This window comes from Streptomyces sp. NPDC041200 (assembly GCF_055591805.1).
Genome location: NZ_JBVIZF010000010.1, coordinates 152,142 through 177,537, shown reverse-complemented (window position 1 = coordinate 177,537; position 25,396 = coordinate 152,142). Strand labels below are relative to the sequence as shown.

Genomic DNA, 25,396 nt, shown 5'->3' with positions numbered 1-25,396 from the left:
GCGGGTGACCCGAGCATCCCTGGACAAGCAGCCGCACGAAGTCGCCGCCATGTTCGACGACGTGGCGGCCAACTACGACCTGACCAACGACGTGCTGTCGCTCGGCCAGGCCCGGCTGTGGCGCAAGGCGGTCGCCCGCGCGGTGGACGCCCGCCCCGGGGACCGGGTGCTCGACCTCGCCGCCGGTACGGGCACGTCCTCGCTGCCGTACGCGGCGGCCGGTGCGTACGTGGTGCCCTGCGACTTCTCGCTCGGCATGCTCCGCGAGGGCAAGCGCCGCCACCCGCGGCTGCCGCTGACGGCGGGAGACGCGACCCGGCTGCCCTTCGCGGACGGGGTCTTCGACGCCGTCACGATCTCCTTCGGGCTGCGCAACGTGCAGGACACGGACGGCGCACTGCGCGAGATGCTGCGGGTGACCCGGCCGGGCGGGCGGCTGGTCGTCTGCGAGTTCAGCCACCCCACCTGGGCCCCGTTCCGCACGGTCTACAGCGAGTACCTGATGCGCGCGCTGCCGCCGGTCGCGACGGCGGTCAGCAGCAGCCCGGACGCGTACGTCTACCTGGCCGAGTCCATCCGCGCCTGGCCCGACCAGCCTCAGCTCGCCGCCCGCCTCCGCGACGCGGGCTGGGCCCGTCCGGCCTGGCGCAATCTGACCGGCGGCATCGTGGCCCTGCACCGGGCCACCCGCCCCTGACGCCGGGGCCGACGGCCGCTGACGCTCCGGCCGTTCGGGCGGGGCGCCGTATCACAGGCTGAGTCACGGTCAGGGAAGGGCCGCCCTTCGCGGGGGCCGGAAGGCGCCCACATAGACTGCACACGTCCAGTGCCCGGCGCGACCGGCACGCTGTTACCCAGGCCACGGGAGACCCTGCGTGAGCGAGACCGCACCCACCGCGAGCGCCACCGGAAGCGCATCTTCCGGGACCTCGGAGCGCAGCGCCGATGTGATCGTCGTCGGCGCCGGACCGGCCGGTTCCACTACGGCGTACCACCTGGCCAAGTCGGGACTCGACGTCCTGCTGCTGGAGAAGACGGCGTTCCCGCGCGAGAAGGTGTGCGGCGACGGTCTGACCCCGCGCGCGACCAAGCAGCTCGTCGCGATGGGCATCGACATCTCCGAGGAAGCGGGCTGGCTGCGCAACCGGGGCCTGCGGATCATGGGCGGCGGCCACCGGCTGGAGCTGGACTGGCCGGACCTGGCGGCGTACCCGAACTACGGCCTGGTGCGTAAGCGCGACGACTTCGACGACCAGCTGGCGCGGCAGGCCCAGAAGGCCGGGGCGCGGCTGTACGAGCGCTGCAACGTGACCGCCCCCATCAAGGACGACCGCACCGGCCGCATCACCGGCGTCGAGGCGAAGCTGGGCGAGGAGAAGACGCCCGTCACCTTCCACGCCCCGCTGGTCGTCGCCGCCGACGGCAACTCCACCCGGCTCTCGCTCGCCATGGGCCTGCACCGGCGCGAGGACCGTCCGATGGGCGTGGCGGTGCGCACGTACTTCACCTCGCCCCGCCACGACGACGACTACCTCGAATCCTGGCTGGAGTTGTGGGACCGGCGCGGCGCCGAGGACCGGCTGCTGCCCGGCTACGGCTGGATCTTCGGCATGGGCGACGGCACGAGCAACGTCGGCCTGGGCGTGCTCAACACCTCGTCCTCCTTCAAGGAGCTGGACTGGCGCGAGATCCTCAAGGCGTGGTGCGCGTCCATGCCGGAGGAGTGGGGCTACACCCCGGACAACATGACCGGCCCGATCCGCGGCGCGGCCCTCCCCATGGCCTTCAACCGGCAGCCGCACTACACCCGCGGACTGCTGCTGGTCGGCGACGCGGGCGGCATGGTCAACCCGTTCAACGGCGAGGGCATCGCCTATGCGATGGAATCCGGGCAGATCGCGGCGGACGTGATCGTCCAGGCCCATTCCCGCGCCACCCCGGCCCAGCGCGAAATGGCCCTCCGGCGCTACCCGCAGGTCCTCAAGGACGTGTACGGCGGCTACTACACGCTGGGCCGTGCGTTCGTGAAGCTGATCGGCAACCCGAAGGTGATGAAGCTGGCGACGCAGCGCGGGCTCACGCATCCGATGCTGATGCGCTTCACGCTGAAGCTGCTGGCCAACCTGACGGACCCGACGGCCGGGGACGCGATGGACCGCATCATCAACGGCCTGACGAAGGTGGCCCCGCGCGCCTGAACGGGCCCGCGCGTCTGACAGGCCCCACGCGCCTGACCGGGTCTACGCGGCGTCGGGGCTCTCGCTGGTGATCACGCCGAACGGGGCGCCCGCCACGTCCGTCAGCCATGCCATCCGGCCGATGCCCTCCGACGTCATGGCGGGCATCAGCACGGACCCGCCCAGCTCCTGACCCTTCGCGACGACCCGGTCGCAGTCCGCGACCTCGAAGTACGGCAGCCACTGCGGCGGCGTCGAATGCCCCTCCTGGAGCTGTGCGACGCCGCCGAAGGTGCCGTCCTTGCCGCCGCCCGCCGTCGACAGGACGGTGTACGTGCCCCCGGGGAACGACATCTCCTCGGCGTCCCAGCCGAACACGGTGCGGTAGAACGCGCGGGCCGCGGCGGGGTCGGGGGAGTGCAGCTCGGTCCAGCACAGCGAGCCGGGCTCGGTGACCGCCTCCAGACCGGCCGTCTTACCGGGCTGCCAGACCGCGAACCGGGCGCCGCCGGGGTCGGTGAACTGCCCCATCCGCCCCTCGTCGAAGACGTCGAACGGCGCGGCGCGCACCTGGCCGCCCGCCTGCTCGACGGAGCGCGCGGTGGCGTCGGCGTCGGGGGTCTGGAAGTACGGGGTCCAGGCGGACCGGGCCCCGGCGTCGGTGAGCGGGCCGAGGGCGGCGACGGTCTTGCGGCCTTGGGTGAAGAAGCCGTATCCGCCCGCTTCGGGACCGGCCGATTCGAAGGCCCAGCCCAGCAGCCCGCCGTAGAAGGCCCGGGCCGCCTCGGTATCGGGGGCGCCGAGATCCAGCCAGTTGGGTGCGCCGGGGACGAAATCGGTGGTGAGCATGGCTGCTCCTTCAACGATCGTGCGCATGGGGCTTATGCGGTGCGCCGGCCGTGGTGCTCCGACGACAGTTCTCAGTCTGGCACCGGGCGGTCGCGCGGGCCCGCCGGCGGTGGTGACATGGAAGGAGGGGGGCGCCGTGCGCGTCCGCCGCGGCGACGCCGGATCGATCGGGCCCACGGGCCGGTTCCTCCGCCGGTGGGCCTTTACGGAGGTACACCATGACGAAGGCCGCAGACATCATGCACCCGGGCGCGCAGTGGATTCCGGCGACGGAGAACCTGGAACGGGCCGCGCAGTTGATGCGCGACCTGGACGTGGGCGCCCTGCCCATCAGCGACAGCCAGGAGCGGCTGTGCGGGATCCTCACCGACCGCGACGTCGTCGTCGGCTGTGTGTCCCAGGGCCGCGATCCGTCCCGGATGACGGCGGGGGACCTCGCCAAGGGCACCCCGCGCTGGATCAGCTCGGACGCCGACGTCTCCGAGGTGCTGCACGAAATGGAGGAGCACCGGATCCGCAGGCTGCCGGTGATCGACAAGAACAAGCGGCTGGTCGGCATGATCAGCGAGGCGGACCTGGCCCGGCATCTCTCCGAGCAGCAGATCGGCGAGTTCGTGGAGAAGGTCTACGCCACGTAGACAGGCGTGAGGCCGCCGTTCCGCATTTGAGCGGCGAGGAACGGCGGCCTCATGGCCGAAGTCAGCCGAAATCAGCTGGAACAGCCGAAGTCAGCCTGAGCCTGAGAAGGCCTCTCAGAGGACGCGCACGGCCCCGGTCGGCTGGTCGTAGTCCAGCGGACGCTCCACGATGCCCGTGCTCGGGTTCTGGGCGCCGATGAACTTGCCGTCGCCGATGTAGACACCGACGTGGTACGCGCTGCCGGAGCTGCCCCAGTAGAGCAGGTCACCCGCCTGCAGGTTGTCCAGCGACACCTGGGTGCCGGTGGCCGACTGGTCCTGCGAGACCCGCGGCAGGTCGACGCCGACCTGCTTGAACGCGGCCTGGGTCAGACCCGAGCAGTCGTACGAGGACGGGCCGCTGGACCCGAGCACATACGCCTTGCCGAGCTGCGCCTTGAGGAAGCTGATCACCGCGGCGGCGTTGCCGGTGGCGTTGGAGACCGAGGTGGTGGAGAGGGTGGCGCGCTCGGCGGAGCGGGACGCCTTCTCGGCCCGGGCCTCGGCGGCCTTCTTGGCGGCGGCGCGGCGCGCCTCGGCCTCGCGCTCCTTCTTGTCGGCCTCGGCCTTGGCCTTCTTGGCGGCGGTCTTCGCCTGGGCGGCTGCCTGGTCCTGCTGGGCCTGCAGCTCGTAGCCGGAGGCCGCCTGCTGGGTGGCGGCAGCAGTCTGGGCGGCCGTGTTCGCCAGCGTGTCGCTGACGGTCGGCATTTCGAGCGTCGCCTCGGGGGCGGCGGGCTCGGCGGCGGAGGCGGGCATGGCAGCGCCGGCCACCGCGAGGGTGAGGAAGCCACCGGTCACCCCTGCGCGGAGTGCACGCGTGGAAGCGGCGGCACGACGGGGCTTCCGGTGGCTGGGTATGTGTGCGATCGGGGACATAGGTCACTGGGTACCAGGGCCCAAAGGCCCGGATCAACAAAAGTGGGCTGCACCACATTTGGCGTGCACACGCCTAAAATCCGGGCTAAATGATCTTCATCGCGGGCGCCAGGGCCGTGTCCGAATTCCTCGATCATGTGCGTACGCATGGCATTTGGCGTCGCGCGGTAGCGGCGGGCGGCTTATCACTGATGCGGCCCGCATACCAATGGTTCCCGTCAATTCGAGATCCACAACTCTTTCCGGGGTGGGATACCTCACTCCCCCGTGTCCCATTTGTGACGCTCGTGAACGGAAGCGCGAACCGGCGATCAAGGGGTATCGGTCGACCCCGATCCGAGCCTCGGTCGAGCAGGGGTCACTCATGAGAATGGAGGGCCAATATCAGCTGACGATGCCCGTCTCAAATTTGCATGTATGTACCATGTCTTGGTAGGGGCGCACTGCGCTCACCTGTGATGACATCTTCGATTGTCACGGCTCGTGACTGAATGGATGCTTCACGTACAAGATCACCGCTCATCCGACTTCATGATCCTTCGTCAGGTGGTGGAGATCACAAAGACGTTGGTGTACCCCGTGTCGCAGATCACAGGACGACGGGCATAAGATGCAGGCGAAACGGGCTTGTGAACTGCCTCACATGAGCGCGATCTTCGTGGGGTGGCGGCATGTCCGTGCGGTCCGCCAGCCAGTCATCGTCGACTGAAGGGAGCGAGGACGGTGAACGCATACGCGCCCATCCTCGTACTGGGCGCCCTCGGGGCAGCTTTTGCGATCTTCTCGGTGCTCATGGCCGCGATCATCGGCCCCAAGCGCTACAACCGGGCCAAGCTCGAGGCCTATGAGTGCGGCGTCGAGCCGACTCCGCATCCGGCCGGCGGTGGGCGCTTCCCCATCAAGTACTACCTGACGGCGATGCTCTTCATCGTCTTCGACATCGAGATCGTCTTCCTCTACCCCTGGGCCGTCACCTTCGACGCCCTGGGGTTGTTCGGGCTCGTGGAGATGCTCCTCTTCGTGCTCACCGTCTTCGTCGCCTACGCGTACGTCTGGCGGCGCGGCGGCCTGGAGTGGGACTAAAGGGGCTCAAGAGGAGATAGGGGAAACAGCGCATGGGTATCGAAGAGAAACTTCCGAGCGGGTTCCTGCTGACCACCGTCGAACAGGCCGCCGGGCTGGCCCGTAAGTCCTCCGTCTTCCCGGCCACCTTCGGCCTGGCCTGCTGCGCCATCGAGATGATGACGACGGGTGCCGGGCGCTACGACCTCGCCCGCTTCGGCATGGAGGTCTTCCGCGGCTCGCCCCGGCAGGCCGATCTGATGATCGTCGCCGGGCGGGTCAGCCAGAAGATGGCCCCGGTACTGCGCCAGGTCTACGACCAGATGCCGAACCCGAAGTGGGTCATCTCGATGGGCGTGTGCGCCTCCAGCGGCGGCATGTTCAACAACTACGCGATCGTGCAGGGCGTCGACCACATCGTCCCCGTCGACATCTATCTGCCCGGCTGTCCGCCGCGCCCCGAGATGCTCATGGACGCGATCCTCAAACTGCACCAGAAGATCCGCGAGGAGAAGCTCGGCGTGAACCGCGAGCGTGCGGCCCGTGAGGCGGAGGAAGCGGCGATGAAGGCGCTCCCGACGATCGAGATGAAGGGGCTGCTGAGGTGACAGCGAACGGGAACGGGGTCAACCCCGACAAGGACCTCAACGCCGAGAACCTCCCCGGCCGCCGCGGTGACCAGGGCGAGGCCATCCGCGTCCAGCACGGCATGTTCGGCGCCAACAACGGCGGCGACACCACCGGCTACGGCGGTCTGGTGCGCCCCGTACGGCTGCCCGGGCAGGCCAGCCGCCCGTACGGGGGCTGGTTCGACGAGGTCGCCGACGAACTCGAGGGCGCGCTGGAGGAGCAGTCGCTCCTCCCGGAGAACGCGATCGAGAAGACCGTCGTGGACCGCGACGAGCTGACCTTCCACATCGCCCGCGAACACCTGCCGCGGGTCGCCCGGACCCTGCGCGACGACCCGGCGCTCCGCTTCGAGCTGTGCACCGGCGTCAGCGGCGTTCACTTCCCCGGCGACAAGGGCCGTGAGCTGCACGCCGTCTACCACCTGCGGTCGATCACCCATAACCGGGTGATCCGGCTGGAGGTGACGGCCCCGGACAGCGATCCGCACATCCCGTCGGTCGTCGACGTCTACCCGACGAACGACTGGCACGAGCGGGAGACCTACGACTTCTTCGGCATCGTCTTCGACGGTCACCCCGCGCTCACGCGGATCATGATGCCCGACGACTGGCAGGGCTTCCCGCAGCGCAAGGACTACCCCCTCGGCGGCATCCCCGTCGAGTACAAGGGCGCCCAGATCCCGGCTCCGGACCAGCGGAGGTCGTACAGCTGATGTCTGCCACCCGTGCAACCCCCTCCGCCTCCGCGCGCGAGACCACCGAGGGCACCGTCTACACCGTCACCGGCGGCGACTGGGACGAGGTCGTGGCCGCCACGGCGAAGGCCGACGACGAGCGGATCATCGTCAACATGGGTCCGCAGCACCCCTCCACCCACGGGGTGCTCCGGCTGATCCTGGAGATCGACGGCGAGACGGTCACCGAGGCCCGCTGCGGAATCGGCTATCTGCACACCGGGATCGAGAAGAACCTCGAATTCCGGAACTGGACGCAGGGCACCACGTTCGTGACGCGCATGGACTATCTGACGCCCTTCTCCAACGAGGCGGCGTACTGCCTGGGCGTCGAGAAGCTGCTCGGCATCGAGGACCAGATCCCGGACCGCGCCACCATCATCCGGGTGCTGATGATGGAGCTGAACCGGCTCTCCTCCCATCTGGTGTGCATCGCCACCGGCGGCATGGAGCTGGGCGCGACCACCGTGATGATCTACGGCTTCCGCGACCGCGAGCTGATCCTGGACCTGTACGAGCTGATCACCGGCCTGCGGATGAACCACGCGTACATCCGGCCCGGCGGCCTCGCCCAGGACCTTCCGCCCGGTGCGGTCGACCAGATCCGCGCGTTCCTGAAGACGATGCGCAAGAACCTGGTCGAGTACGACAAGCTCGCGACCGGGAACCCCATCTTCAAGGCCCGCCTCCAGGACGTCGGCTACCTCGACCTCGCGGGCTGCATGGCGCTCGGAGTGACCGGCCCGATACTGCGCTCCGCCGGGCTGCCGCACGACCTGCGCAAGGCCCAGCCGTACTGCGGCTACGAGACGTACGACTTCGAGGTGCCGACCGCGGACACCTGCGACGCGTACGGCCGCTTCCTGGTCCGGCTGGAGGAGATGCGCCAGTCGCTGCGCATCGTCGAACAGTGCCTGGACCGGCTGGAGCCCGGGCCGGTGATGGTCGAGGACAAGAAGATCGCCTGGCCCGCGCAGCTCGCGCTCGGAGCCGACGGGCTCGGCAACTCCCTCGACCACATCAAGAACATCATGGGCACCTCCATGGAGGCCCTGATCCACCACTTCAAGCTGGTGACCGAGGGATTCCGGGTCCCGCCCGGACAGACGTACGTGGCCGTCGAGTCGCCCAAGGGCGAACTGGGCGTGCACATGGCCAGCGACGGCGGCACCCGCCCGTACCGCGTCCACTTCCGCGATCCGTCGTTCACCAATCTGCAGGCCGTGGCGGCCATGTGCGAGGGCGGCCAGGTCGCCGACGTCATCGTCGCCGTCGCGTCCATCGATCCCGTGATGGGAGGTGTCGACCGGTGACCGACGTGACCCTGGGCATGCCGCAGCTGCCGGCCCCCGACTACCCGGCCGAGGTGCGGTCCCGGCTGGAGGCGGACGCCGCGGAGGTGATCGCCCGCTACCCGGACAGCCGCAGCGCCCTGCTGCCGCTGCTGCACCTGGTGCAGTCCGAGGAGGGCCATGTCACCCGCACCGGCATCCGGTTCTGCGCCGAGGTGCTCGACCTGACCACCGCCGAGGTCACCGCGGTCGCCACCTTCTACACCATGTACCGGCGCAAGGCCTCGGGCGACTACCAGGTCGGGGTGTGCACCAACACCCTGTGCGCGGTGATGGGCGGGGACGCGATCTTCGAGGAGCTGCAGCACCATCTGGAGCTGGGCAACGGGGAGACCACCGAGGACGGCAAGGTCACCCTGGAGCACATCGAGTGCAACGCGGCCTGCGACTTCGCCCCCGTGGTGATGGTCAACTGGGAGTTCTTCGACAACCAGACCGTCGACTCCGCCAAGCAGCTGGTCGACGACCTCCGCGCGGGCCGCACCGTCACCCCGACCCGCGGCGCGCCGCTGTGCACGTTCAAGGAGACCGCGCGCATCCTCGCCGGTTTCCCCGACCCGCGCCCCGGAGCGGTCGAGGCCGGTGGCTCCGCGGGGCACGCCTCGCTCGTCGGGCTGCGGCTGGCCAAGGGCGAGGGGACGCCCGGCCGGGTCGTCTCGCCGAGGTACGGAGGCGCCCCGCAGGACGAGACGCCGCCGGCGCATCCCAGTTCGCATGACGCGCCGCAGCGGACCTCGGCCTCTGATCCGCACCACCCGGCAGGTCCGGTCGCCGAGGAGGGGGAGTGATGACCGTGACGACCGAGCGATCCGAGCACAGCCCCGAGAAGCTGCTGGCACCCGTGCTCTCCGCGCACTGGGACGAGGCCAACTCCTGGTCGCTGCGCGCCTATCTGCGGCACGAGGGCTACCAGGGCAGCGACAAGGCCCTCGCCATGGACCCCGACGCGGTGATCGCGCTGGTGAAGGACGCGGGACTGCGCGGCCGCGGCGGCGCGGGCTTCCCCACCGGCATGAAGTGGCAGTTCATCCCGCAGGGCGACGGCAAGCCGCACTATCTCGTCGTCAACGCCGACGAGTCGGAACCCGGCACCTGCAAGGACATCCCCCTTCTCTACGCCAATCCGCACGCCCTCATCGAGGGCATGATCATCGCCTGCCACGCCATCCGCTCCGAACACGCCTTCATCTACCTGCGCGGTGAGACCGTGCCGGTGCTGCGGCGGCTGCACGAGGCCGTCCGCGAGGCCTACGAGGCGGGCTACCTGGGCACGGCGGAGCGGCGCGGGCAGAAGTTCGGGGTGGACGGGCTTCCCGGCCTCGACATCACGGTGCACGCGGGCGCGGGCGCGTACATCTGCGGTGAGGAGACCGCGCTGCTGGACTCGCTGGAGGGCCGCCGCGGCCAGCCCCGGCTGCGGCCTCCCTTCCCCGCGGTCGCCGGTCTGTACGCGTGCCCCACTGTGGTGAACAACGTCGAATCCATCGCCTCGGTTCCCTCCATCCTCAACAAGGGCAAGGAATGGTTCCGTGCGATGGGCAGCGAGAAGTCCCCGGGCTTCACGCTCTACTCGCTCTCCGGGCACGTGGCCAACCCCGGCCAGTTCGAGGGCCCGCTCGGCATCACCCTGCGGCAACTGCTCGACATGAGCGGCGGCATGCGCCCCGGCCACCGGCTGAAGTTCTGGACGCCCGGCGGCTCGTCCACCCCGCTGCTCACCGAGGAGCACCTCGATGTCCCGCTGGACTACGAGGGCGTGGGCGCGGCCGGGTCGATGCTGGGCACCAAGGCGCTCCAGTGCTTCGACGAGACCACCTGCGTGGTGCGGGCGGTGACCCGCTGGACCGAGTTCTACGCGCATGAATCCTGCGGCAAGTGCACACCCTGCCGCGAGGGCACGTACTGGCTGGTGCAGCTGCTGCGCGACGTGGAGGCCGGCAAGGGGCGCATGGCCGACCTCGACAAGCTGGCCGACATCGCCGACAACATCAACGGCAAGTCGTTCTGCGCGCTGGGCGACGGCGCCGCCAGCCCCATCTTCTCCTCGCTGAAGTACTTCCGGGCGGAGTACGAGCAGCACATCACCGGCGGAGGCTGCCCCTTCGACCCGGCCAAGTCCACCGTCTGGGCCGACGAGCCGCGCACCACTCATCTGGGGGTGACCGCATGACCGTGACCACCAACGCACCCTCGGGAGGCGGGGAGGCGGCGGTGCCGCGAGAGGATCTGGTCTCCGTCACCATCGACGGGATCGAGATCTCCGTCCCGAAGGGGACGCTGGTCATCCGCGCCGCCGAACTCCTCGGGATCGAGATCCCGCGCTTCTGCGACCACCCGCTGCTCGACCCCGCGGGCGCCTGCCGCCAGTGCATCGTCGAGGTGGAGGGCCAGCGCAAGCCGATGGCCTCCTGCACCATCACCTGCACCGACGGCATGGTCGTGAAGACCCAGCTCACCTCGCCGGTCGCCGAGAAGGCGCAGCGCGGGGTGATGGAGCTGCTGCTGATCAACCATCCGCTGGACTGCCCGGTCTGCGACAAGGGCGGTGAATGCCCGCTGCAGAACCAGGCGATGAGCGCCGGGCAGGCCGAAAGTCGCTTCGAGGGCCAGAAGCGCACGTTCGCCAAGCCGGTCCCGGTCTCGGCCCAGGTGCTGCTGGACCGCGAGCGCTGTGTGCTGTGCGCGCGCTGCACCCGCTTCTCCAACCAGGTCGCGGGCGACCCCATGATCGAGCTGCTGGAGCGCGGCGCCCTGCAGCAGGTCGGCACGGGGGAGGGCGACCCGTTCGAGTCGTACTTCTCCGGCAACACCATCCAGATCTGCCCGGTGGGCGCGCTCACCTCGGCCGCGTACCGTTTCCGCTCCCGCCCCTTCGACCTGGTCTCCTCGCCGAGCGTGTGCGAGCACTGCTCCAGCGGCTGCGCGACCCGCACCGACCACCGGCGCGGCAAGGTGATGCGGCGGCTCGCGGCGGACGACCCCGAGGTCAACGAGGAGTGGATCTGCGACAAGGGCCGCTTCGGCTTCCGCTACGCGCAGCTCCCGGACCGGCTCTCCACCCCGCTGGTGCGGAATCGCGAATCGGAGAAGCTGGAACCGGCGGGCTGGCCCGAGGCCCTGGCGGCGGCGGCCCAGGGGCTGGCCGCGGCGCGCGGCCGCGCCGGCGTGCTGACCGGCGGGCGGCTGACCGTCGAGGACGCGTACGCGTACGCCAAGTTCGCGCGGACCGTCCTGGAGACCAACGACATCGACTTCCGGGCCCGTGCGCACAGCGACGAGGAGGCCGACTTCCTGGCCGCCCACATCGCGGGCCGCGGCCGTGACCTGGACGGCAGCGGGCTGACGTACACCGCGCTGGAGAAGGCGCCGGCGGTGCTGCTGGCCGGGTTCGAGGCCGAGGAGGAGGCGCCCGGCGTCTTCCTGCGGCTGCGCAAGGCGTACCGCAAGCACGGACAGCGCACCTTCTCGCTCGCCACCCACGCCACCCGGGGCCTGACGAAGGCGGGCGGCACCCTGCTGCCCGCCGCGCCCGGCACCGAGACCGAGTGGCTGGACGCGATCGCGGGACGCACGGGTCTGGACGAGGACGGCGAGCGGGCCGCCGAGGCGCTGCGCCAGGAGGGCGCGGTCATCGTCGTCGGCGAGCGGCTGGCGTCGGTGGCGGGCGGACTGACCGCCGCCGTACGGGCCGCGGCCGCCACCGGGGCCACGCTCGCGTGGATCCCGCGCCGGGCGGGCGAACGGGGCGCGATCGAGGCGGGCGCCCTGCCCGGGCTGCTGCCCGGCGGCCGCCCGGCGCACGATCCGCGGGCCCGCGAGGAGACCGCCGCGGTGTGGGGGAGCGCCGACCTGCCGCACCAGGTGGGCCGCGACACCGGCCAGATCGTGGAGGCCGCGGCGAACGGCGGGCTCGGCGCGCTGCTGGTCGGCGGGGTCGAGGTGGCGGATCTGCCCGATCCGGCGCGCGCCCTGGCAGCCCTGGACGCGGCGGAGTTCGTGGTGAGCCTGGAACAGCGGCCCTCGGAGGTCACCGAGCGGGCGGACGTGGTGCTTCCGGTCGCGGCGGTCGTCGAGAAGTCCGGCACGTTCCTCAACTGGGAGGGCCGGTCCCGGCCGTTCGAGGCCGCGCTCAAACCGGACCAGATGACCCGCCGCCACACCCTCCCGGACGGCCGGGTGCTGCACATGCTGGCCGACGCCCTCGATACGGACCTGGGCCTGCCGGACGTGGCGGCCGCCCGCGCCGAGCTGACCCGGCTCAGCACCTGGCAGGGGCTGCGCGCCGCCGCCCCGCTGGAGACCGGGGGCCCGCTGCCCCGGCCCGCCGAGGGCGAGGCGGTGCTCGCCGGTCACCGGCTGCTGCTCGACCAGGGACGGCTCCAGGAGGGTGATCCGGCGATGGCGGCGACCCGGCACGCCGCGGTGGCCCGGCTCTCGGCGGCGACCGCCGAGGAGGCGGGGGTCCGCGACGGAGAGCCGCTGCGCGTCACCGGCCCGGACGGTTCCGTCCTGCTGCCCCTGTGTGTGACGCCGATGCCCGACCGGGTCGTCTGGCTGCCGCTGGCCTCCACGGGCGGCGGTGTGCGGCGCGACCTGGGGGCGTCCCCCGGTGACGTCGTCACGATCACCGCTCCCGCGACCGAGCCGGAGGTGTCTCTATGAGCGACGCACGCGCGGCCGCCGGGCCGCAGGCAGTCAGGAAAGGCGCGCCTCTGCGCCGCGCGGGCGGAGAAGCGAATGAAAGGGGCGCCGCATGAGGTATCTCGCCGCAGAGGACCTGTCGATGTTCGGCCGCGACCCATGGTGGCTGATCCTGATCAAGGCCGTCTTCTGCTTCGCGTTCCTGATGCTGACCGTGCTGATCTCCATCGTGATGGAGCGCAAGGTGATGGGCTGGATGCAGCTGCGCATCGGCCCGAACCGGCACGGCCCCTGGGGCATGCTCCAGTCCCTCGCGGACGGCGTGAAGCTGATGCTCAAGGAGGACGTGGTCGTCAAGGGCGCCGACAAGGTGGTCTACGTCCTGGCGCCGATCGTCGCGGCCATCCCGGCCTTCATGGCGGTCGCGGTGATCCCGTTCGGCCCGTCCGGCGGTGAGGTGTCGGTCTTTGGGCACCGCACCGCGATGCAGCTGACCGATCTGCCGATCGCCGTCCTCTATATCCTCGCCACCGCCTCGGTCGGCATCTACGGCATCGTGCTGGCGGGCTGGTCGTCCGGGTCGACGTATCCGCTCCTCGGCGGGCTGCGCTCCTGCGCCCAGATGATCAGCTACGAGATCGCGATGGGCGTGTCCTTCGCGGCGGTGTTCCTCTACTCCGGGTCGATGTCGACGTCGCAGATCGTCGCGTCCCAGCAGGACCGCTGGTACGTGGTGCTGCTCCCGGTCTCGTTCCTCATCTACATCGTGGCGATGGTCGGGGAGACCAACCGGGCGCCGTTCGACATGCCGGAGTCCGAGGGCGACCTGGTGGGCGGCTTCAACACCGAGTACTCGTCGATCAAGTTCGCGCTGTTCATGCTCGCCGAGTACGTCAACATGGTCACCGTCTCGATGGTCGCCGTGACCCTCTTCCTGGGCGGCTGGCGGGCGCCCTGGCCGATCAGCACCTTCTGGGAAGGCGCCAACCACGGCTGGTGGCCGCTGCTGTGGTTCCTCGGCAAGGTCGTCTCGTCGCTGTTCGTCTTCATCTGGATCCGCGCCTCGCTGCCCCGGGTGCGCTACGACCAGTTCATGAAGCTGGGCTGGAAGGTCCTCATCCCGATCTCGATGGTCTGGCTGATGCTGGTCGCCACCGTGCGGGCGCTGCGCAACGAGAACTACGACAACCAGTCGATCGTGCTGTACGTCGGCGGCGCGGTGATCGCGCTGCTGCTGCTGTCCTTCGTCGTCGACGTCTTCCGCGACCGCGGGGCGGCAGCGAAGGGCGAGGCCGGACCGGCGGTGGAAGAGGGTCCCGAGCCCGCCTTCGACCCGATGGCGGGCGGATTCCCGGTGCCGCCGCTGCCCGGCCAGTCCCTGCCGCCCGTACCACGACGGCGCTCCCGACAGGACCGGGAGCTGATTGTCAGTGGTGGCCCCGACACTGTAAGTGACGGAAAGGAGGCCGATGGTGTCTGACTTCCAGAACCCGGTGGCCGGCTTCGGCGTGACCTTCAAGGCCATGTTCAAGAAGCGGCTGACCGAGCAGTACCCCGAGGAGAAGAAGCCCACCGCGCCCCGCTTCCACGGACGTCACCAGCTCAACCGGCATCCGGACGGGCTGGAGAAGTGCATCGGATGCGAGCTGTGCGCCTGGGCCTGCCCGGCGGACGCGATCTACGTGGAGGGCGCGGACAACACCGACGAGGAGCGCTACTCCCCGGGCGAGCGCTACGGCCGCGTCTACCAGATCAACTATCTGCGCTGCATCCTGTGCGGCCTGTGCGTCGAGGCGTGCCCCACCCGGGCGCTGACCATGACCAACGAGTACGAGCTGGCCGACCGCACCCGCGAATCGCTCATCTACACCAAGGAGGAGCTGCTCGCGGGGCTCACCGAGGGCATGGTCGACAGCCCGCACGCCATCTACCCGGGCACGGACGAGCAGGACTACTACCGGGGGCTGGTGACCGAGGCCGCGCCCGGGACCACCCGTCAGACCGCGGTCAGCAAGGGCGAGACCCTGTCCGACCAGGCCGCGGGGAACGAGGAGACGCAGGAGGAGGTGCAGGCATGAGCGGCGCACTGGCCGCGGCGGCCTCCACCACCTCCACCGGCGAGGCCGTCCAGTTCTGGGTGCTCGGCACGGTCGCCGTGATCGGCGCGCTGTGCACGATCCTGATGCGCAAGGCCGTGCACAGCGCCCTGAGCCTGGCCGGCACCATGATCGTCCTGGCGGTCTTCTACCTCGCCAACGGGGCGTACTTCCTGGGCGTCGTCCAGATCGTCGTCTACACGGGCGCGGTCATGATGCTCTTCCTCTTCGTCGTGATGCTGGTCGGCGTCACCGCCGCGGATTCGCTGAAGGAGACCCTGAAGGGGCAGCGCTGGCTCGCCGCCCTGTGCGGGCTCGGCTTCGGCATCCTGCTGTGCGCCGGAATCGGGAACGCCTCGCTGACGACGTTCGACGGGCTGGCGCGGGCCAACTCCGGCGGCAATGTGGAGGGCTTGGCGGCCCTGGTCTTCACCAAGTACGTCTTCGCCTTCGAGATCACCGGCGCGCTGCTGATCACCGCGGCGGTCGGCGCGATGGTGCTGACCCACCGCGAGCGCATCGAGCGCACGCTCAGCCAGCGCGAGCAGTCCGAGGTGCGGGTGCGCACCGGCAAGCACGTCCCGCCGCTGCCCGCCCCCGGTGTCTACGCCCGGCACAACGCGGTGGACATCCCCGGTCTGCTGCCCGACGGCACGACGTCCGAGCTGACCGTCAACGCGACGCTGCGCGGCCGCGGCCAGGTCCGGGACGTCTCCGGTGAGGCGCTGGCGGAGCTGGCGGCGCTGGAGCGGCGCTCGGAGCGCTGGCTCGGGCGGCGGAAGCCTGGCACCGACGACGACGCCGACGCGGGTGCCGCGTCCGAGGACGCCGAGCACCCCAAGGGAGTCGCCAAGTGAATCCGGTCAACTACCTCTACCTGGCCGCCCTGTTGTTCACCATCGGTGCGGCCGGGGTCGTGATCCGGCGGAACGCGATCGTCCTCTTCATGTGCGTCGAGCTGATGCTGAACGCGTGCAACCTCGCGTTCGTCACCTTCTCCCGGCTGCACGGCAACCTCGACGGCCAGATCATCGCGTTCTTCACGATGGTCGTCGCGGCGGCGGAGGTCGTGGTCGGCCTCGCGATCATCGTGACCGTCTTCCGCTCCCGCCATTCGGCCTCGGTCGACGACGCCAGCCTGATGAAGCTCTAGAAGGGGTCGCGTTCAAGTGGAGAACCTCATCGGATTGCTCGTCGCGGCCCCGCTGCTCGGCGCGGCCCTGCTGCTGTGCGGGGGGCGGCGGCTGGACCGCACGGGCCACTACCTGGGCACGGCGCTCGCGGGCGCCTCCTTCGTGATCGGCGCCGTGCTCTTCGCCGACATGCTGGGCCGGGGCGAGCACGACCGCGCCCTGCACAGCCAGGTCTTCAGCTGGATTCCGGTGGGCGGCTTCCGCGCGGACGTCGCCTTCCAGCTCGATCAGCTGTCGATGACCTTCGTCCTGCTGATCTCGGGTGTGGGCACGCTGATCCACATCTACTCGATCGGCTATATGGCGCACGACGAGCGGCGCCGCCGCTTCTTCGGCTATCTCAATCTGTTCCTCGCGGCCATGCTGCTGCTCGTCCTCGCCGACAACTACCTGCTGCTGTACGTCGGCTGGGAGGGCGTCGGCCTCGCCTCGTACCTGCTCATCGGCTTCTGGCAGCACAAGCCGAGCGCGGCGACGGCGGCGAAGAAGGCGTTCATCGTCAACCGCGTCGGCGACATGGGCCTGTCCATCGCGATCATGCTGATGTTCACGACCTTCGGGAGCTTCGCCTTCGCCCCCGTCCTGTCGACCGCGGACCACGCGAGCGAGGGCAAGCTCACTGCCATCGGGCTGATGCTGCTGCTCGCCGCGTGCGGCAAGTCGGCCCAGGTGCCGCTGCAGTCCTGGCTCGGCGACGCGATGGAGGGCCCGACCCCGGTCTCGGCCCTGATCCACGCGGCGACCATGGTGACCGCGGGCGTCTACCTGATCACCCGCTCCGGCGCGATCTTCAACGCCGCGCCCGACGCACAGGCCGCGGTGGTCGCGGTCGGCGCGGTCACGCTGCTCTTCGGTGCGATCGTCGGTTGCGCGAAGGACGACATCAAGAAGGCCCTGGCCGGGTCGACCATGTCGCAGATCGGCTACATGATCCTGGCCGCCGGGCTCGGCCCGATCGGCTATGTCTTCGCGATCATGCACCTGGTCACCCACGGCTTCTTCAAGGCGGGGCTCTTCCTCGGCGCCGGGTCGGTCATGCACGGCATGAACGACGAGGTCGACATGCGCAAGTACGGCGGCCTGCGGAAGTACATGCCGGTCACCTTCGTCACCTTCGGGCTCGGCTATCTCGCCATCATCGGCTTCCCCGGGCTCTCCGGCTTCTGGTCCAAGGACAAGATCATCGAGGCGGCCTTCGCCAAGGGCGGCACCGAGGGCTGGATCCTCGGCGGCGCGGCCCTGCTGGGCGCGGCCATCACCGCGTACTACATGACGCGCGTGATGCTGATGACCTTCTTCGGCGAGAAGCGGTGGGAGCGCGACGCCCAGGGCAACGAACCGCATCCGCACGAGTCGCCCAAGTCCATGACCATCCCCATGATCGTCCTGGCCTTCGGATCGGTCTTCGCGGGCGGTCTGTTCAGCCTGAACGACGCGTTCCTGAAGTGGCTGGAGCCGGTCACCGGCCACAGCCACGGCCACTCCCCGCTCAGCGCCGCGACGGTCACCGCCGGGACGATGGTCGTCCTCGTGATCGGCGTCGCGCTCGCCTGGGCGCAGTACGGGCGCCAGCCCGTGCCGCGCACCGCGCCGCGCGGCTCCCTGCTCACCCGGGCCGCCCGCCGTGACCTGCTCCAGGACGACTTCAACCATGTCGCGCTCGTCCAGCCCGGCCGCTACCTCACCCGCGGTCTGGTCTACGTCGACCACAAGCTGGTCGACGGAGTGGTCAACGGCACCGCGGCCGGGGTCGGCGGACTCTCCGGCCGATTGCGCAAGCTCCAGAACGGCTACGCCCGTACGTACGCGGTCTCGATGTTCGGCGGTACGGCGGTCCTCATCGCCGCGACCCTGCTGATGAGGGCGGTCTGAGTCATGTCCTTTCCCCTGCTGACGGCCACGGCCGTGGTGCCCGCGCTCGGCGCGATCGTCACCGCCGCGGTGCCCGCCGCCCAGCGCGCCGCCGCCAAGTGGGTCGCGCTGGCCTTCTCCCTGGCCACCCTCGCCCTCGCGGCGGTCATCCTGGTCCGCTTCGACCCGGACGGCGGCCGCTTCCAGCTCACCGAATCCCACGCCTGGATCAAGGATTTCGGGGTCCGCTACGAACTGGGCGTGGACGGCATCGCGGTCGCCCTGATCGCGCTCACCGCCGTGCTCATCCCCTTCATCATCCTGGCGGGCTGGCATGACGCCGACCCGCTGGAAGGCGCCCACCCCAACCGCCGCTGGCGGCCCACCCAGGGCTTCTTCGCGCTGATCCTGCTGGTCGAGGCGATGGTGGTGATCTCCTTCGAGGCCACCGACGTCTTCGTCTTCTACATCTTCTTCGAAGCCATGCTCATCCCGATGTACTTCCTCATCGGCGGCTTCGGGGACCGGGCCGGGGAGCGGTCCGAGGAGGAGACGGCCACCCAGCGCTCCTACGCCGCCGTGAAGTTCCTGCTCTACAACCTGGCGGGCGGGCTGATCATGCTGGCCGCGGTGGTCGGGCTCTACGCGGTCACCGCCGACGACCTGGGCACCGGCACCTTCTCGCTCCAGCAGATCGTGGAGGCCCGGGCGAGCGGGCAGCTCGACATCGGCACCGGCATCGAACGGCTGCTGTTCCTCGGCTTCTTCTTCGCCTTCGCGGTGAAGGCCCCGCTGTGGCCGCTGCACACCTGGCTGCCCAACGCGATGGGCGAGTCCACCGCGCCCGTCGCCGTGCTGATCACCGCGGTCGTCGACAAGGTCGGCACCTTCGCGATGCTCCGCTTCTGCCTCCAGCTCTTCCCCGAGGCCAGCAAGTGGGCCACCCCGGTGATCCTGGTCCTCGCGCTCATCAGCATCATCTACGGCGCGCTGCTGGCGATCGGCCAGCGGGACATCAAGCGGCTGATCGCCTACGCCTCGATCTCCCACTTCGGCTTCATCGTTCTCGGCATCTTCGCCATGACCACCCAGGGCCAGGGCGGCGCCACCCTCTACATGGTCAACCACGGCATCTCGACCGCGGCGCTGATGCTGGTGGCCGGGTTCCTCATCACCCGGCGTGGCTCGCGGCTCATCGCCGACTACGGAGGCGTGCAGAAGGTCGCCCCGGTGCTCGCCGGGACCTTCCTGATCGGCGGTCTCGCCACCCTCTCGCTGCCCGGGCTCGCGCCCTTCATCAGCGAATTCCTGGTGCTCGTCGGCGCGTTCGCCCGCTATCCGGTGGTCGGGGTGATCGCCACCCTCGGCATCGTGCTGGCCGCGCTGTACGTCCTGATCCTCTACCAGCGGACCATGACCGGCCCGGTGAAGGAGGAGGTGCGCACCATGCCCGATCTGCGGCCGCGTGAGCTGCTCGTCGTCGCGCCGCTGATCGCGCTGCTGCTCTTCCTCGGCGTCTACCCCAAGCCGCTGACCGAGATCGTCAACCCGGCGGTCGACCACACCCTGTCCGTGGTGGACGAGAAGGACCCCAAGCCCGATCACCCCGTCACTGACGCGGGCTGGTTCCACTACAGCCCCAAGCCCGAGGGTGCTTCCCACGACGGTGCTTCCGGAGGTGCCAAGTGACCCACGCGGCCACTGTCCACAGCCTGTGGGCGACAGCGGCGGCGGCGCCCGACAAGATCCCCGCGCCGCACATCGAGTACGGGCAGCTGGCGCCCACCCTGATCGTGCTCGGCGCCGCGATCATCGGCGTACTGATCGAGGCGTTCCTGCCGCGCGCCCAGCGTTACGCGGCGCAGTTGTTCGTCTCCGTCGTCTCCCTCGCCGCGGCCTTCGCGGCCGTCATCGGCCTCGCCGCCAGTGACTACGGCACCGGGAAGGCCCATGTCGCGGCCATGGGCGCCATCGCCGTCGACGGTCCCGCGCTCTTCCTCCAGGGCACCATTCTCCTGGTCGCGCTGGTCTCGGTGTTCACCTTCGCCGAGCGGCGGCTCGACCCGGTCGTCCACGGCAACCGCGTCGACTCCTTCGCGGCCCAGGCCGCCGCCGTGCCCGGCGGTGACGCCGAAAAGTCCGCCGTCAAGGCCGGGTTCACCACGACCGAGGTCTTCCCGCTGGTCCTCTTCGCGGTGGGCGGCATGCTCGTCTTCCCCGCCGCGAACGATCTGCTGACCCTGTTCGTGGCGCTGGAGGTCTTCTCCCTCCCGCTGTACATCCTGTGCGCGCTCGCCCGGCGCCACCGGATGCTGTCCCAGGAGTCCGCCGTCAAGTACTTCCTGCTCGGCGCCTTCTCCTCCGCGTTCCTGCTCTTCGGGATCGCCCTGCTGTACGGGTACGCGGGCACCGTGGCGTACGCCGGTATCGCCGACGTCGTGAACGGCCAGGTCCGCAACGTCACCCCGGCGCTCGCCGGGACCATGGGCAACGACGTGCTGCTGCTCCTCGGCGGGGCGCTGGTGCTGATGGGTCTGCTGTTCAAGATCGGCGCCGTGCCGTTCCACATGTGGACCCCGGACGTCTACCAGGGCGCCCCCACCCCGGTCACCGGCTTCATGGCCGCGGCCACCAAGGTGGCGGCCTTCGGCGCGCTGCTGCGGCTGCTGTACGTCGTCCTTCCGGGGCTCCGCTGGGACTGGCGGCCGGTGATGTGGGGTGTCGCCATCGTCACGATGCTGGGCGGCGCGATCGTCGCCGTCACCCAGACCGATGTGAAGCGGCTGCTGGCCTACTCCTCGATCGCGCACGCCGGGTTCATCCTCGCCGGTGTCATCGCCACCACGCCGGAGGGCATCTCCTCCGTCCTCTTCTACCTCGCCGCGTACTCCTTCGTGACCCTCGGCGCCTTCGCGGTGGTCACCCTGGTGCGCGACGCGGGGGGCGAGGCCACCCACCTCTCGAAGTGGGCCGGGCTGGGGCGCCGTTCGCCCCTGGTGGCGGCGGTCTTCGCGGTCTTCCTGCTGGCCTTCGCCGGTATCCCGCTGACCAGTGGTTTCGCGGGGAAGTTCGCGGTCTTCAAGGCGGCGGCGGACGGGGGCGCCGGTGCGCTGGTCGTGATCGGTGTGATCTCGTCGGCGATCGCGGCCTTCTTCTACATCCGGGTCATCGTGCTGATGTTCTTCAGCGAACCCCGCACGGACGGCCCCTCGGTGGCCGTCCCGAGCCCCCTGACGTCGTCGGCGATCGCGATCGGCGTGGCGGTGACGGTGGTGCTGGGTGTGGCGCCGCAGTACTTCCTGGATCTGGCGGGCCAAGCGGGCGTGTTCGTGCGCTAGCCGTTCCCCGACCCCAGGGCGCCGCCCCGGCCGGACCACCGCGATGGTGTCCGGCCGGGGCGCCGCTGTTTCCCCCACCCCCGCCCCTCCCCGAACCAGGTGCTGCGCCCCTGGGCCCTGCCTGGTCGGGGGCGGTGCGACGGTGCCCCGGCCCGGGCGCGGGCGCCGGGGGCTCGTACGGCGCCGCATCGCCCGGGGTTTGGGGAACGGGCGTCACGGCCGTGCCTCACCCGGACGCGAGGCTCCGAAGCGGGCTGCCCCACCAACGTGCCGCCCGGCCGGGTTGGCGCACCCGGGGCGCAGCTCGGCGGGCGCGTCTCCGTCACGGGGGTTCAGGGGGCTGGTCCCCTGGTTCGGGAAGGGGCGGGGTGGGGAGAGGCTAGGCGGTCGCCTTGGCCGCGTAGGCCCGGACGTCTGCGTCCGGGTCGGAGTGGACCGTGGACAGGGCTTCCCGGGCGGCCGGGGCGTGTTCCGCCAAGGGGAGCAAGGCCAGCACCGCCGCCTTGCGGACGTCGGCGTGGGCGTCGGTCAGGGTCCGGGCCAGGGCAGGGATGCCCAGGTCCGGGGCGGCGGCGGACAGGGCCATCGCCGCTCCCTTGCGCACCTGCCAGGCGGGATCGTCCAGCGCCGCCACTGCCTCGGCGTCCAGCGGGGCCGGGCACCCGGCCGAGGCCAGGGCCTCCAGGGCGGCGGCCCGTACGAGGACGTCCGGGTCCCGCAGCAGCGGCGTGAGCAGCCGCCTGGCCTCCGCGGCCGGGCCGCCCGGGGCCAGGGTGCCCAGCGCGCCCGCCGTCGCCACCCGCACCTCGCGCGACGCGTCCGCGACTCCCGGCTCCAGGGCGGCGAGCGCGTCCACCGACACGAGCGCGCGCACGGCCTGGAGACGGACCTCGATCGCCACGTCCGTCAGGGCCCGCGCGAACAGCTCCGCGTCGCCGAGACCCAGCGCGCGCAGGACGTCCAGCGCGGCCGCTCGTACCGCTGGGTCCGTCACCGTAAGAGCGTGCAGCAGCGGCTCGCGGAGGGCCGCGTCCGGGGGCAGGACCTCGACCAGCTCTCGCAGTGACGCCGCCGCCCCGGCGCGTACGCCCCCGTCCGGGTCGGCCAGTGCCGTCGCCAGGGCCGGGCCGGTGCCCGGTGGGGCGGTTTCGGTGAGGGTGGCGACGGCGGCCCGGCGCACCGCCGGGTCCGGGTCGGCCAGGTAGGGCCGCAGGGCCGGGAGTTCGGGCTGTTCCTCGGTCAGGGCCAGGAGTTCGAGGATGCGGGGGGAAGCAGGGACGGATGCCTCCGCCTCCGCGCGCCGAGGGGCGCCCTCGGGCGCCCCCGAGCCGCGCGGCGCGGCCTCGCGCGGGCCCGCCGTGGCGACCTGCTCGGGCCACACCTCGCCGATCGGGCGGGACGCCCCGCCCACCGGCGCGTACTCCTCGATCGGCACGAGGTACGGAGCCACCGGCCGGGCCGTGAACTCCATGGCCCCAGAGGCCGACTTCCGCAGATCCAGATGGTGCAGCCAGTCCGTGTCGTCGCGCCGCGGATGGTCGGTGCGCTCGTGGTAGAGCCCCCACCGGCTCTCCGTCCGGGCGAGGGAGGACCGCGCCGCCATCTCGGCGCAGTCGCGGATGAAGGTGACCTCCGCGCACCGCATCAGTTCATGCGGGGTACGGGCGCCCATGGCCGCGATGTCCCCGCGCATCCGCTCGAACGCCTCGACGGCCAGCGACAGCCGGGCGCCGCTCTTGGGCGGGGCGACGTAGTCGTTCACGAAGCGCCGCAGCTTGTACTCGACCTGCGGCTGCGGCGGCCCGTCGGGGTTGCGCAGCGGCCCGTACACGAGGGCGTGGGCGTCGGCGAGCTGGTCGCGCGGCAGTTCGCCGTCGTACGCCCGGTACTGGGCGGCGTCCGCGCCCGCCAGATCGCCGAAGACGAAGGCGCCGATCATGTAGTTGTGCGGGACGCACGCGAGGTCCCCTGCCGCGTACAGCCCCGGCACCGTGGTGCGCGCGTGCGCGTCGACCCGTACGCCGGAGGCCGAATGGCCGCCGCACAGGCCGATCTCGGAGATGTGCATCTCCACGTCGTGGGTGCGGTAGTCATGGCCGCGGCCCGCGTGGAAGGCGGCGCGGGTGGGGCGTTCGGTGGAGTGCAGGATGGACTCCAGCGCGGCCACCGACTCCTCCGGCAGATGGCTGAGCTTCAGATAGACCGGGCCGCGCTCGCTCGCGACCTCCGCCGCGAACTCGGACATCATCTGCCCGGACCAGTAGTCGGAGTCGACGAACCGCTCCCCGTGCCGGTTGACCTGGTAGCCGCCGAAGGGGTTGGCGACATAGGCGCAGGCCGGGCCGTTGTAATCCTTGATCAGCGGGTTGATCTGGAAGCATTCGATCCCGGTCAGCTCGGCGCCCGCGTGGTACGCCATGGCGTAGCCGTCACCCGCGTTGGTGGGGTTCTCGTACGTCCCGTACAGATAGCCGCTGGCGGGCAGCCCGAGGCGGCCGCAGGCGCCGGTGGCGAGGATGACGGCCCCGGCCCGCACGCTGACGAAGTGCCCGGTGCGGGTGTGGAATCCGGCGGCGCCGACGGCCCGGCCGCCCGCGGTCAGGACGCGGACCGGCATGACCCGGTTCTCGATCCGGATGCGCTCGCGCATCTCGCGCCGCCGCAACTGCCGGTAGAGGACCTTCTTGACGTCCTTGCCCTCGGGCATCGGAAGGACGTACGAGCCGGAGCGGTGCACCTGGCGGACCGCGTACTCGCCGTGCTCGTCCTTCTCGAACTTCACCCCGTACCGCTCCAGGCGTTTGACCATGTCGAAGCCCCGGGTGGCGGTCTGCCGGACGGTGGACTGGTCGACGACGCCGTCGTTGGCGCGGGTGATCTCGGCGACGTAGTCGTCGGGTTCGGCCCGGCCGGGCACGACCGCGTTGTTGACGCCGTCCATGCCCATGGCGAGCGCGCCGGAGTGCCGGACGTGCGCCTTCTCCAGCAGCAGGACGGAGGCCCCGCGTTCGGCGGCGGTGAGCGCGGCCATGGTGCCCGCCGTGCCGCCGCCGATGACCAGGACGTCGCAGGTCAGCTCCTCGGCGGCGTCGAGGGCGGGGATCTCCACGGGGTGCGGGGTTGTCACGAGAGGCCCTTTCGGGTGGCGAGGGAGCCGGGGGAGCCGAGGGATTCGAGGACCTGGCGGCGCAGCGCGACGGTCGCGGCGGCGTCGTGCGCGGCACGCTCGCGCGGATGCGGTACGCCGAGCACCCGGGCCGTGCCCGCGCCGTCCAGGAGGGCGATGCGGTCGCCGAGGAAGACCGCCTCGTCGACGTCATGGGTGACGAAGACGACGGTGGCGTGCGTCCCGTCCAGCACCTCCACCAGCAGCCGCTGCATCCCGGCCCGGGTCTGGGCGTCGAGCGCGCCGAACGGCTCGTCCATCAGGACGGCGCGCGGCGCACCGGCCAGCGCGCGGGCGAGCTGGACGCGCTGCCGCTGCCCGCCGGAGAGCTGGTGCGGAAGGCGCCGGGCGTGGCCGGTGAGCCCGACCCGCTCCAGCCACTCCGCGGCCCGGGCGCGGCGCGCGGCCCGCGGTACGCCCCGTATGACGAGGGGCAGTTCCACGTTGGCGTGGACGGTTCGCCAGGGGAGCAGCGCGTCCTCCTGGAAGACCAGGGCGCGGTCGGCGGCGGGCCGGGTGAGCGGCTCGCCGTCCTGGGTGACCTGCCCGCCGAGGACCGGCAGCAGTCCGGCCAGGGTGCGCAGCAGGGTCGATTTGCCGCAGCCGGACGGGCCGACGACGGTCAGCACCTCGCCGGGCGCGACGTCCAGGTCGAGACCGTGCAGGACCGGCGCCCCGGGGCGGCCCAGCGCGGCGTCACGCAGCCGCAGCCGCAGACCGGGCGGTGCCGGGGCGGTGGCGGTGGCCTGGGGGAC

General features: G+C 70.9%; 21 protein-coding genes. 17 read left to right on the top strand and 4 right to left on the bottom strand.

Annotated elements, in window-relative coordinates:
- Window positions 1-4 precede the first annotated feature (4 nt).
- Both ACZ6CL_RS23310 and ACZ6CL_RS23305 read left to right on the top strand, forming a co-directional pair.
- On the top strand, window positions 5-697 hold the full coding sequence (locus tag ACZ6CL_RS23310) for a demethylmenaquinone methyltransferase (RefSeq protein WP_468938250.1): 693 nt from the start codon (window positions 5-7) through the stop codon (window positions 695-697).
- A 178-nt stretch (window positions 698-875) separates the two neighbouring features.
- Entirely contained in the window at window positions 876-2,198 is a 1,323-nt protein-coding gene (locus tag ACZ6CL_RS23305; RefSeq protein WP_468938249.1) for a geranylgeranyl reductase family protein, read from the top strand.
- 42 nt (window positions 2,199-2,240) lie between these two features.
- Here ACZ6CL_RS23305 and ACZ6CL_RS23300 read toward each other — a convergent pair whose 3' ends face one another.
- Window positions 2,241-3,026, bottom strand: a complete 786-nt coding sequence (locus tag ACZ6CL_RS23300) for a VOC family protein (protein WP_468938247.1) — start codon at window positions 3,024-3,026, stop codon at window positions 2,241-2,243.
- A gap of 218 nt (window positions 3,027-3,244) precedes the next feature.
- Here ACZ6CL_RS23300 and ACZ6CL_RS23295 point away from each other — a divergent pair, with 218 nt between their 5' ends.
- Complete coding sequence (locus ACZ6CL_RS23295) at window positions 3,245-3,664, top strand: CBS domain-containing protein (RefSeq protein WP_468938244.1); 420 nt, start codon at window positions 3,245-3,247, stop codon at window positions 3,662-3,664.
- A 114-nt stretch (window positions 3,665-3,778) separates the two neighbouring features.
- On the opposite strand, the gene ACZ6CL_RS23290 is transcribed toward ACZ6CL_RS23295, so the two are convergent.
- Window positions 3,779-4,579 (bottom strand): C40 family peptidase, encoded by an 801-nt coding sequence (locus ACZ6CL_RS23290; RefSeq protein WP_468938242.1) that lies wholly within the window; start codon window positions 4,577-4,579, stop codon window positions 3,779-3,781.
- Between the two features lie 723 nt (window positions 4,580-5,302).
- Here ACZ6CL_RS23290 and ACZ6CL_RS23285 point away from each other — a divergent pair.
- From ACZ6CL_RS23285 to nuoN, 14 genes are all read left to right on the top strand, one after another.
- A complete protein-coding gene (locus tag ACZ6CL_RS23285; RefSeq protein ID WP_468938239.1) occupies window positions 5,303-5,662 on the top strand; it encodes an NADH-quinone oxidoreductase subunit A in 360 nt (119 codons plus the stop codon).
- 32 nt (window positions 5,663-5,694) lie between these two features.
- Window positions 5,695-6,249: a NuoB/complex I 20 kDa subunit family protein gene (locus tag ACZ6CL_RS23280; protein ID WP_055555975.1), complete on the top strand. Its 555-nt coding sequence runs from the start codon at window positions 5,695-5,697 to the stop codon at window positions 6,247-6,249.
- Window positions 6,246-6,983 (top strand): NADH-quinone oxidoreductase subunit C, encoded by a 738-nt coding sequence (locus ACZ6CL_RS23275; protein ID WP_468938237.1) that lies wholly within the window; start codon window positions 6,246-6,248, stop codon window positions 6,981-6,983. Before ACZ6CL_RS23280 ends, ACZ6CL_RS23275 begins: the two co-directional genes overlap by 4 nt.
- Window positions 6,983-8,317, top strand: coding sequence for an NADH-quinone oxidoreductase subunit D (locus ACZ6CL_RS23270; protein WP_468938234.1), 1,335 nt, complete (start codon window positions 6,983-6,985; stop codon window positions 8,315-8,317). Before ACZ6CL_RS23275 ends, ACZ6CL_RS23270 begins: the two co-directional genes overlap by 1 nt.
- Before the next feature lie 17 nt (window positions 8,318-8,334).
- A complete protein-coding gene (gene nuoE, locus ACZ6CL_RS23265; RefSeq protein WP_468938405.1) occupies window positions 8,335-9,144 on the top strand; it encodes an NADH-quinone oxidoreductase subunit NuoE in 810 nt (269 codons plus the stop codon).
- The gene (gene nuoF, locus ACZ6CL_RS23260) at window positions 9,144-10,526 is read left to right on the top strand and encodes an NADH-quinone oxidoreductase subunit NuoF (RefSeq protein ID WP_468938232.1); all 1,383 of its coding nucleotides are present in this window, start codon (window positions 9,144-9,146) and stop codon (window positions 10,524-10,526) included. The genes nuoE and nuoF overlap by 1 nt, the downstream gene beginning before the upstream one ends.
- Window positions 10,523-13,018 carry an NADH-quinone oxidoreductase subunit G gene (locus ACZ6CL_RS23255; protein ID WP_468938229.1) on the top strand — a complete coding sequence of 832 codons (2,496 nt, stop codon included), beginning with the start codon at window positions 10,523-10,525 and terminating at the stop codon, window positions 13,016-13,018. The genes nuoF and ACZ6CL_RS23255 overlap by 4 nt, the downstream gene beginning before the upstream one ends.
- 91 nt (window positions 13,019-13,109) lie before the next feature.
- On the top strand, window positions 13,110-14,477 hold the full coding sequence (gene nuoH / locus ACZ6CL_RS23250) for an NADH-quinone oxidoreductase subunit NuoH (RefSeq protein ID WP_468938226.1): 1,368 nt from the start codon (window positions 13,110-13,112) through the stop codon (window positions 14,475-14,477).
- Window positions 14,467-15,075, top strand: coding sequence for an NADH-quinone oxidoreductase subunit NuoI (gene nuoI, locus ACZ6CL_RS23245; RefSeq protein WP_468938223.1), 609 nt, complete (start codon window positions 14,467-14,469; stop codon window positions 15,073-15,075). Before nuoH ends, nuoI begins: the two co-directional genes overlap by 11 nt.
- Complete coding sequence (locus ACZ6CL_RS23240) at window positions 15,072-15,950, top strand: NADH-quinone oxidoreductase subunit J (RefSeq protein ID WP_468938220.1); 879 nt, start codon at window positions 15,072-15,074, stop codon at window positions 15,948-15,950. The genes nuoI and ACZ6CL_RS23240 overlap by 4 nt, the downstream gene beginning before the upstream one ends.
- A complete protein-coding gene (nuoK, locus tag ACZ6CL_RS23235; protein ID WP_009715954.1) occupies window positions 15,947-16,246 on the top strand; it encodes an NADH-quinone oxidoreductase subunit NuoK in 300 nt (99 codons plus the stop codon). The genes ACZ6CL_RS23240 and nuoK overlap by 4 nt, the downstream gene beginning before the upstream one ends.
- Window positions 16,247-16,262: 16 nt before the next feature.
- Window positions 16,263-18,158 carry an NADH-quinone oxidoreductase subunit L gene (gene nuoL / locus ACZ6CL_RS23230; RefSeq protein WP_468938217.1) on the top strand — a complete coding sequence of 632 codons (1,896 nt, stop codon included), beginning with the start codon at window positions 16,263-16,265 and terminating at the stop codon, window positions 18,156-18,158.
- Between the two features lie 3 nt (window positions 18,159-18,161).
- Window positions 18,162-19,826, top strand: coding sequence for an NADH-quinone oxidoreductase subunit M (locus ACZ6CL_RS23225; protein ID WP_468938215.1), 1,665 nt, complete (start codon window positions 18,162-18,164; stop codon window positions 19,824-19,826).
- Window positions 19,823-21,475 carry an NADH-quinone oxidoreductase subunit NuoN gene (gene nuoN, locus ACZ6CL_RS23220; protein WP_468938213.1) on the top strand — a complete coding sequence of 551 codons (1,653 nt, stop codon included), beginning with the start codon at window positions 19,823-19,825 and terminating at the stop codon, window positions 21,473-21,475. The genes ACZ6CL_RS23225 and nuoN overlap by 4 nt, the downstream gene beginning before the upstream one ends.
- Window positions 21,476-21,854: 379 nt before the next feature.
- On the opposite strand, the gene ACZ6CL_RS23215 is transcribed toward nuoN, so the two are convergent.
- Entirely contained in the window at window positions 21,855-24,602 is a 2,748-nt protein-coding gene (locus ACZ6CL_RS23215) for a fumarate reductase/succinate dehydrogenase flavoprotein subunit (RefSeq protein WP_468938212.1), read from the bottom strand.
- Window positions 24,599-25,357 carry an ABC transporter ATP-binding protein gene (locus ACZ6CL_RS23210; protein WP_468938403.1) on the bottom strand — a complete coding sequence of 253 codons (759 nt, stop codon included), beginning with the start codon at window positions 25,355-25,357 and terminating at the stop codon, window positions 24,599-24,601. Before ACZ6CL_RS23210 ends, ACZ6CL_RS23215 begins: the two co-directional genes overlap by 4 nt.
- Between the last annotated feature and the right edge of the window lie 39 nt (window positions 25,358-25,396).

What these genes read in the sequence shown, in the direction of transcription:
- nuoH (WP_468938226.1), top strand. Translation starts at nt 13,110, where the DNA reads ATGAGGTATCTCGCCGCAGAGGACCTGTCGATGTTCGGCCGCGACCCA.
- ACZ6CL_RS23295 (WP_468938244.1), top strand. Translation starts at nt 3,245, where the DNA reads ATGACGAAGGCCGCAGACATCATGCACCCGGGCGCGCAGTGGATTCCG.
- nuoE (WP_468938405.1), top strand. Translation starts at nt 8,335, where the DNA reads ATGCCGCAGCTGCCGGCCCCCGACTACCCGGCCGAGGTGCGGTCCCGG.
- ACZ6CL_RS23280 (WP_055555975.1), top strand. Translation starts at nt 5,695, where the DNA reads ATGGGTATCGAAGAGAAACTTCCGAGCGGGTTCCTGCTGACCACCGTC.
- ACZ6CL_RS23255 (WP_468938229.1), top strand. Translation starts at nt 10,523, where the DNA reads ATGACCGTGACCACCAACGCACCCTCGGGAGGCGGGGAGGCGGCGGTG.
- ACZ6CL_RS23225 (WP_468938215.1), top strand. Translation starts at nt 18,162, where the DNA reads ATGTCCTTTCCCCTGCTGACGGCCACGGCCGTGGTGCCCGCGCTCGGC.
- ACZ6CL_RS23270 (WP_468938234.1), top strand. Translation starts at nt 6,983, where the DNA reads ATGTCTGCCACCCGTGCAACCCCCTCCGCCTCCGCGCGCGAGACCACC.
- ACZ6CL_RS23240 (WP_468938220.1), top strand. Translation starts at nt 15,072, where the DNA reads ATGAGCGGCGCACTGGCCGCGGCGGCCTCCACCACCTCCACCGGCGAG.
- nuoI (WP_468938223.1), top strand. Translation starts at nt 14,467, where the DNA reads ATGGTGTCTGACTTCCAGAACCCGGTGGCCGGCTTCGGCGTGACCTTC.
- nuoF (WP_468938232.1), top strand. Translation starts at nt 9,144, where the DNA reads ATGACCGTGACGACCGAGCGATCCGAGCACAGCCCCGAGAAGCTGCTG.
- ACZ6CL_RS23300 (WP_468938247.1), bottom strand. Translation starts at nt 3,026, where the DNA reads ATGCTCACCACCGATTTCGTCCCCGGCGCACCCAACTGGCTGGATCTC.
- ACZ6CL_RS23290 (WP_468938242.1), bottom strand. Translation starts at nt 4,579, where the DNA reads ATGTCCCCGATCGCACACATACCCAGCCACCGGAAGCCCCGTCGTGCC.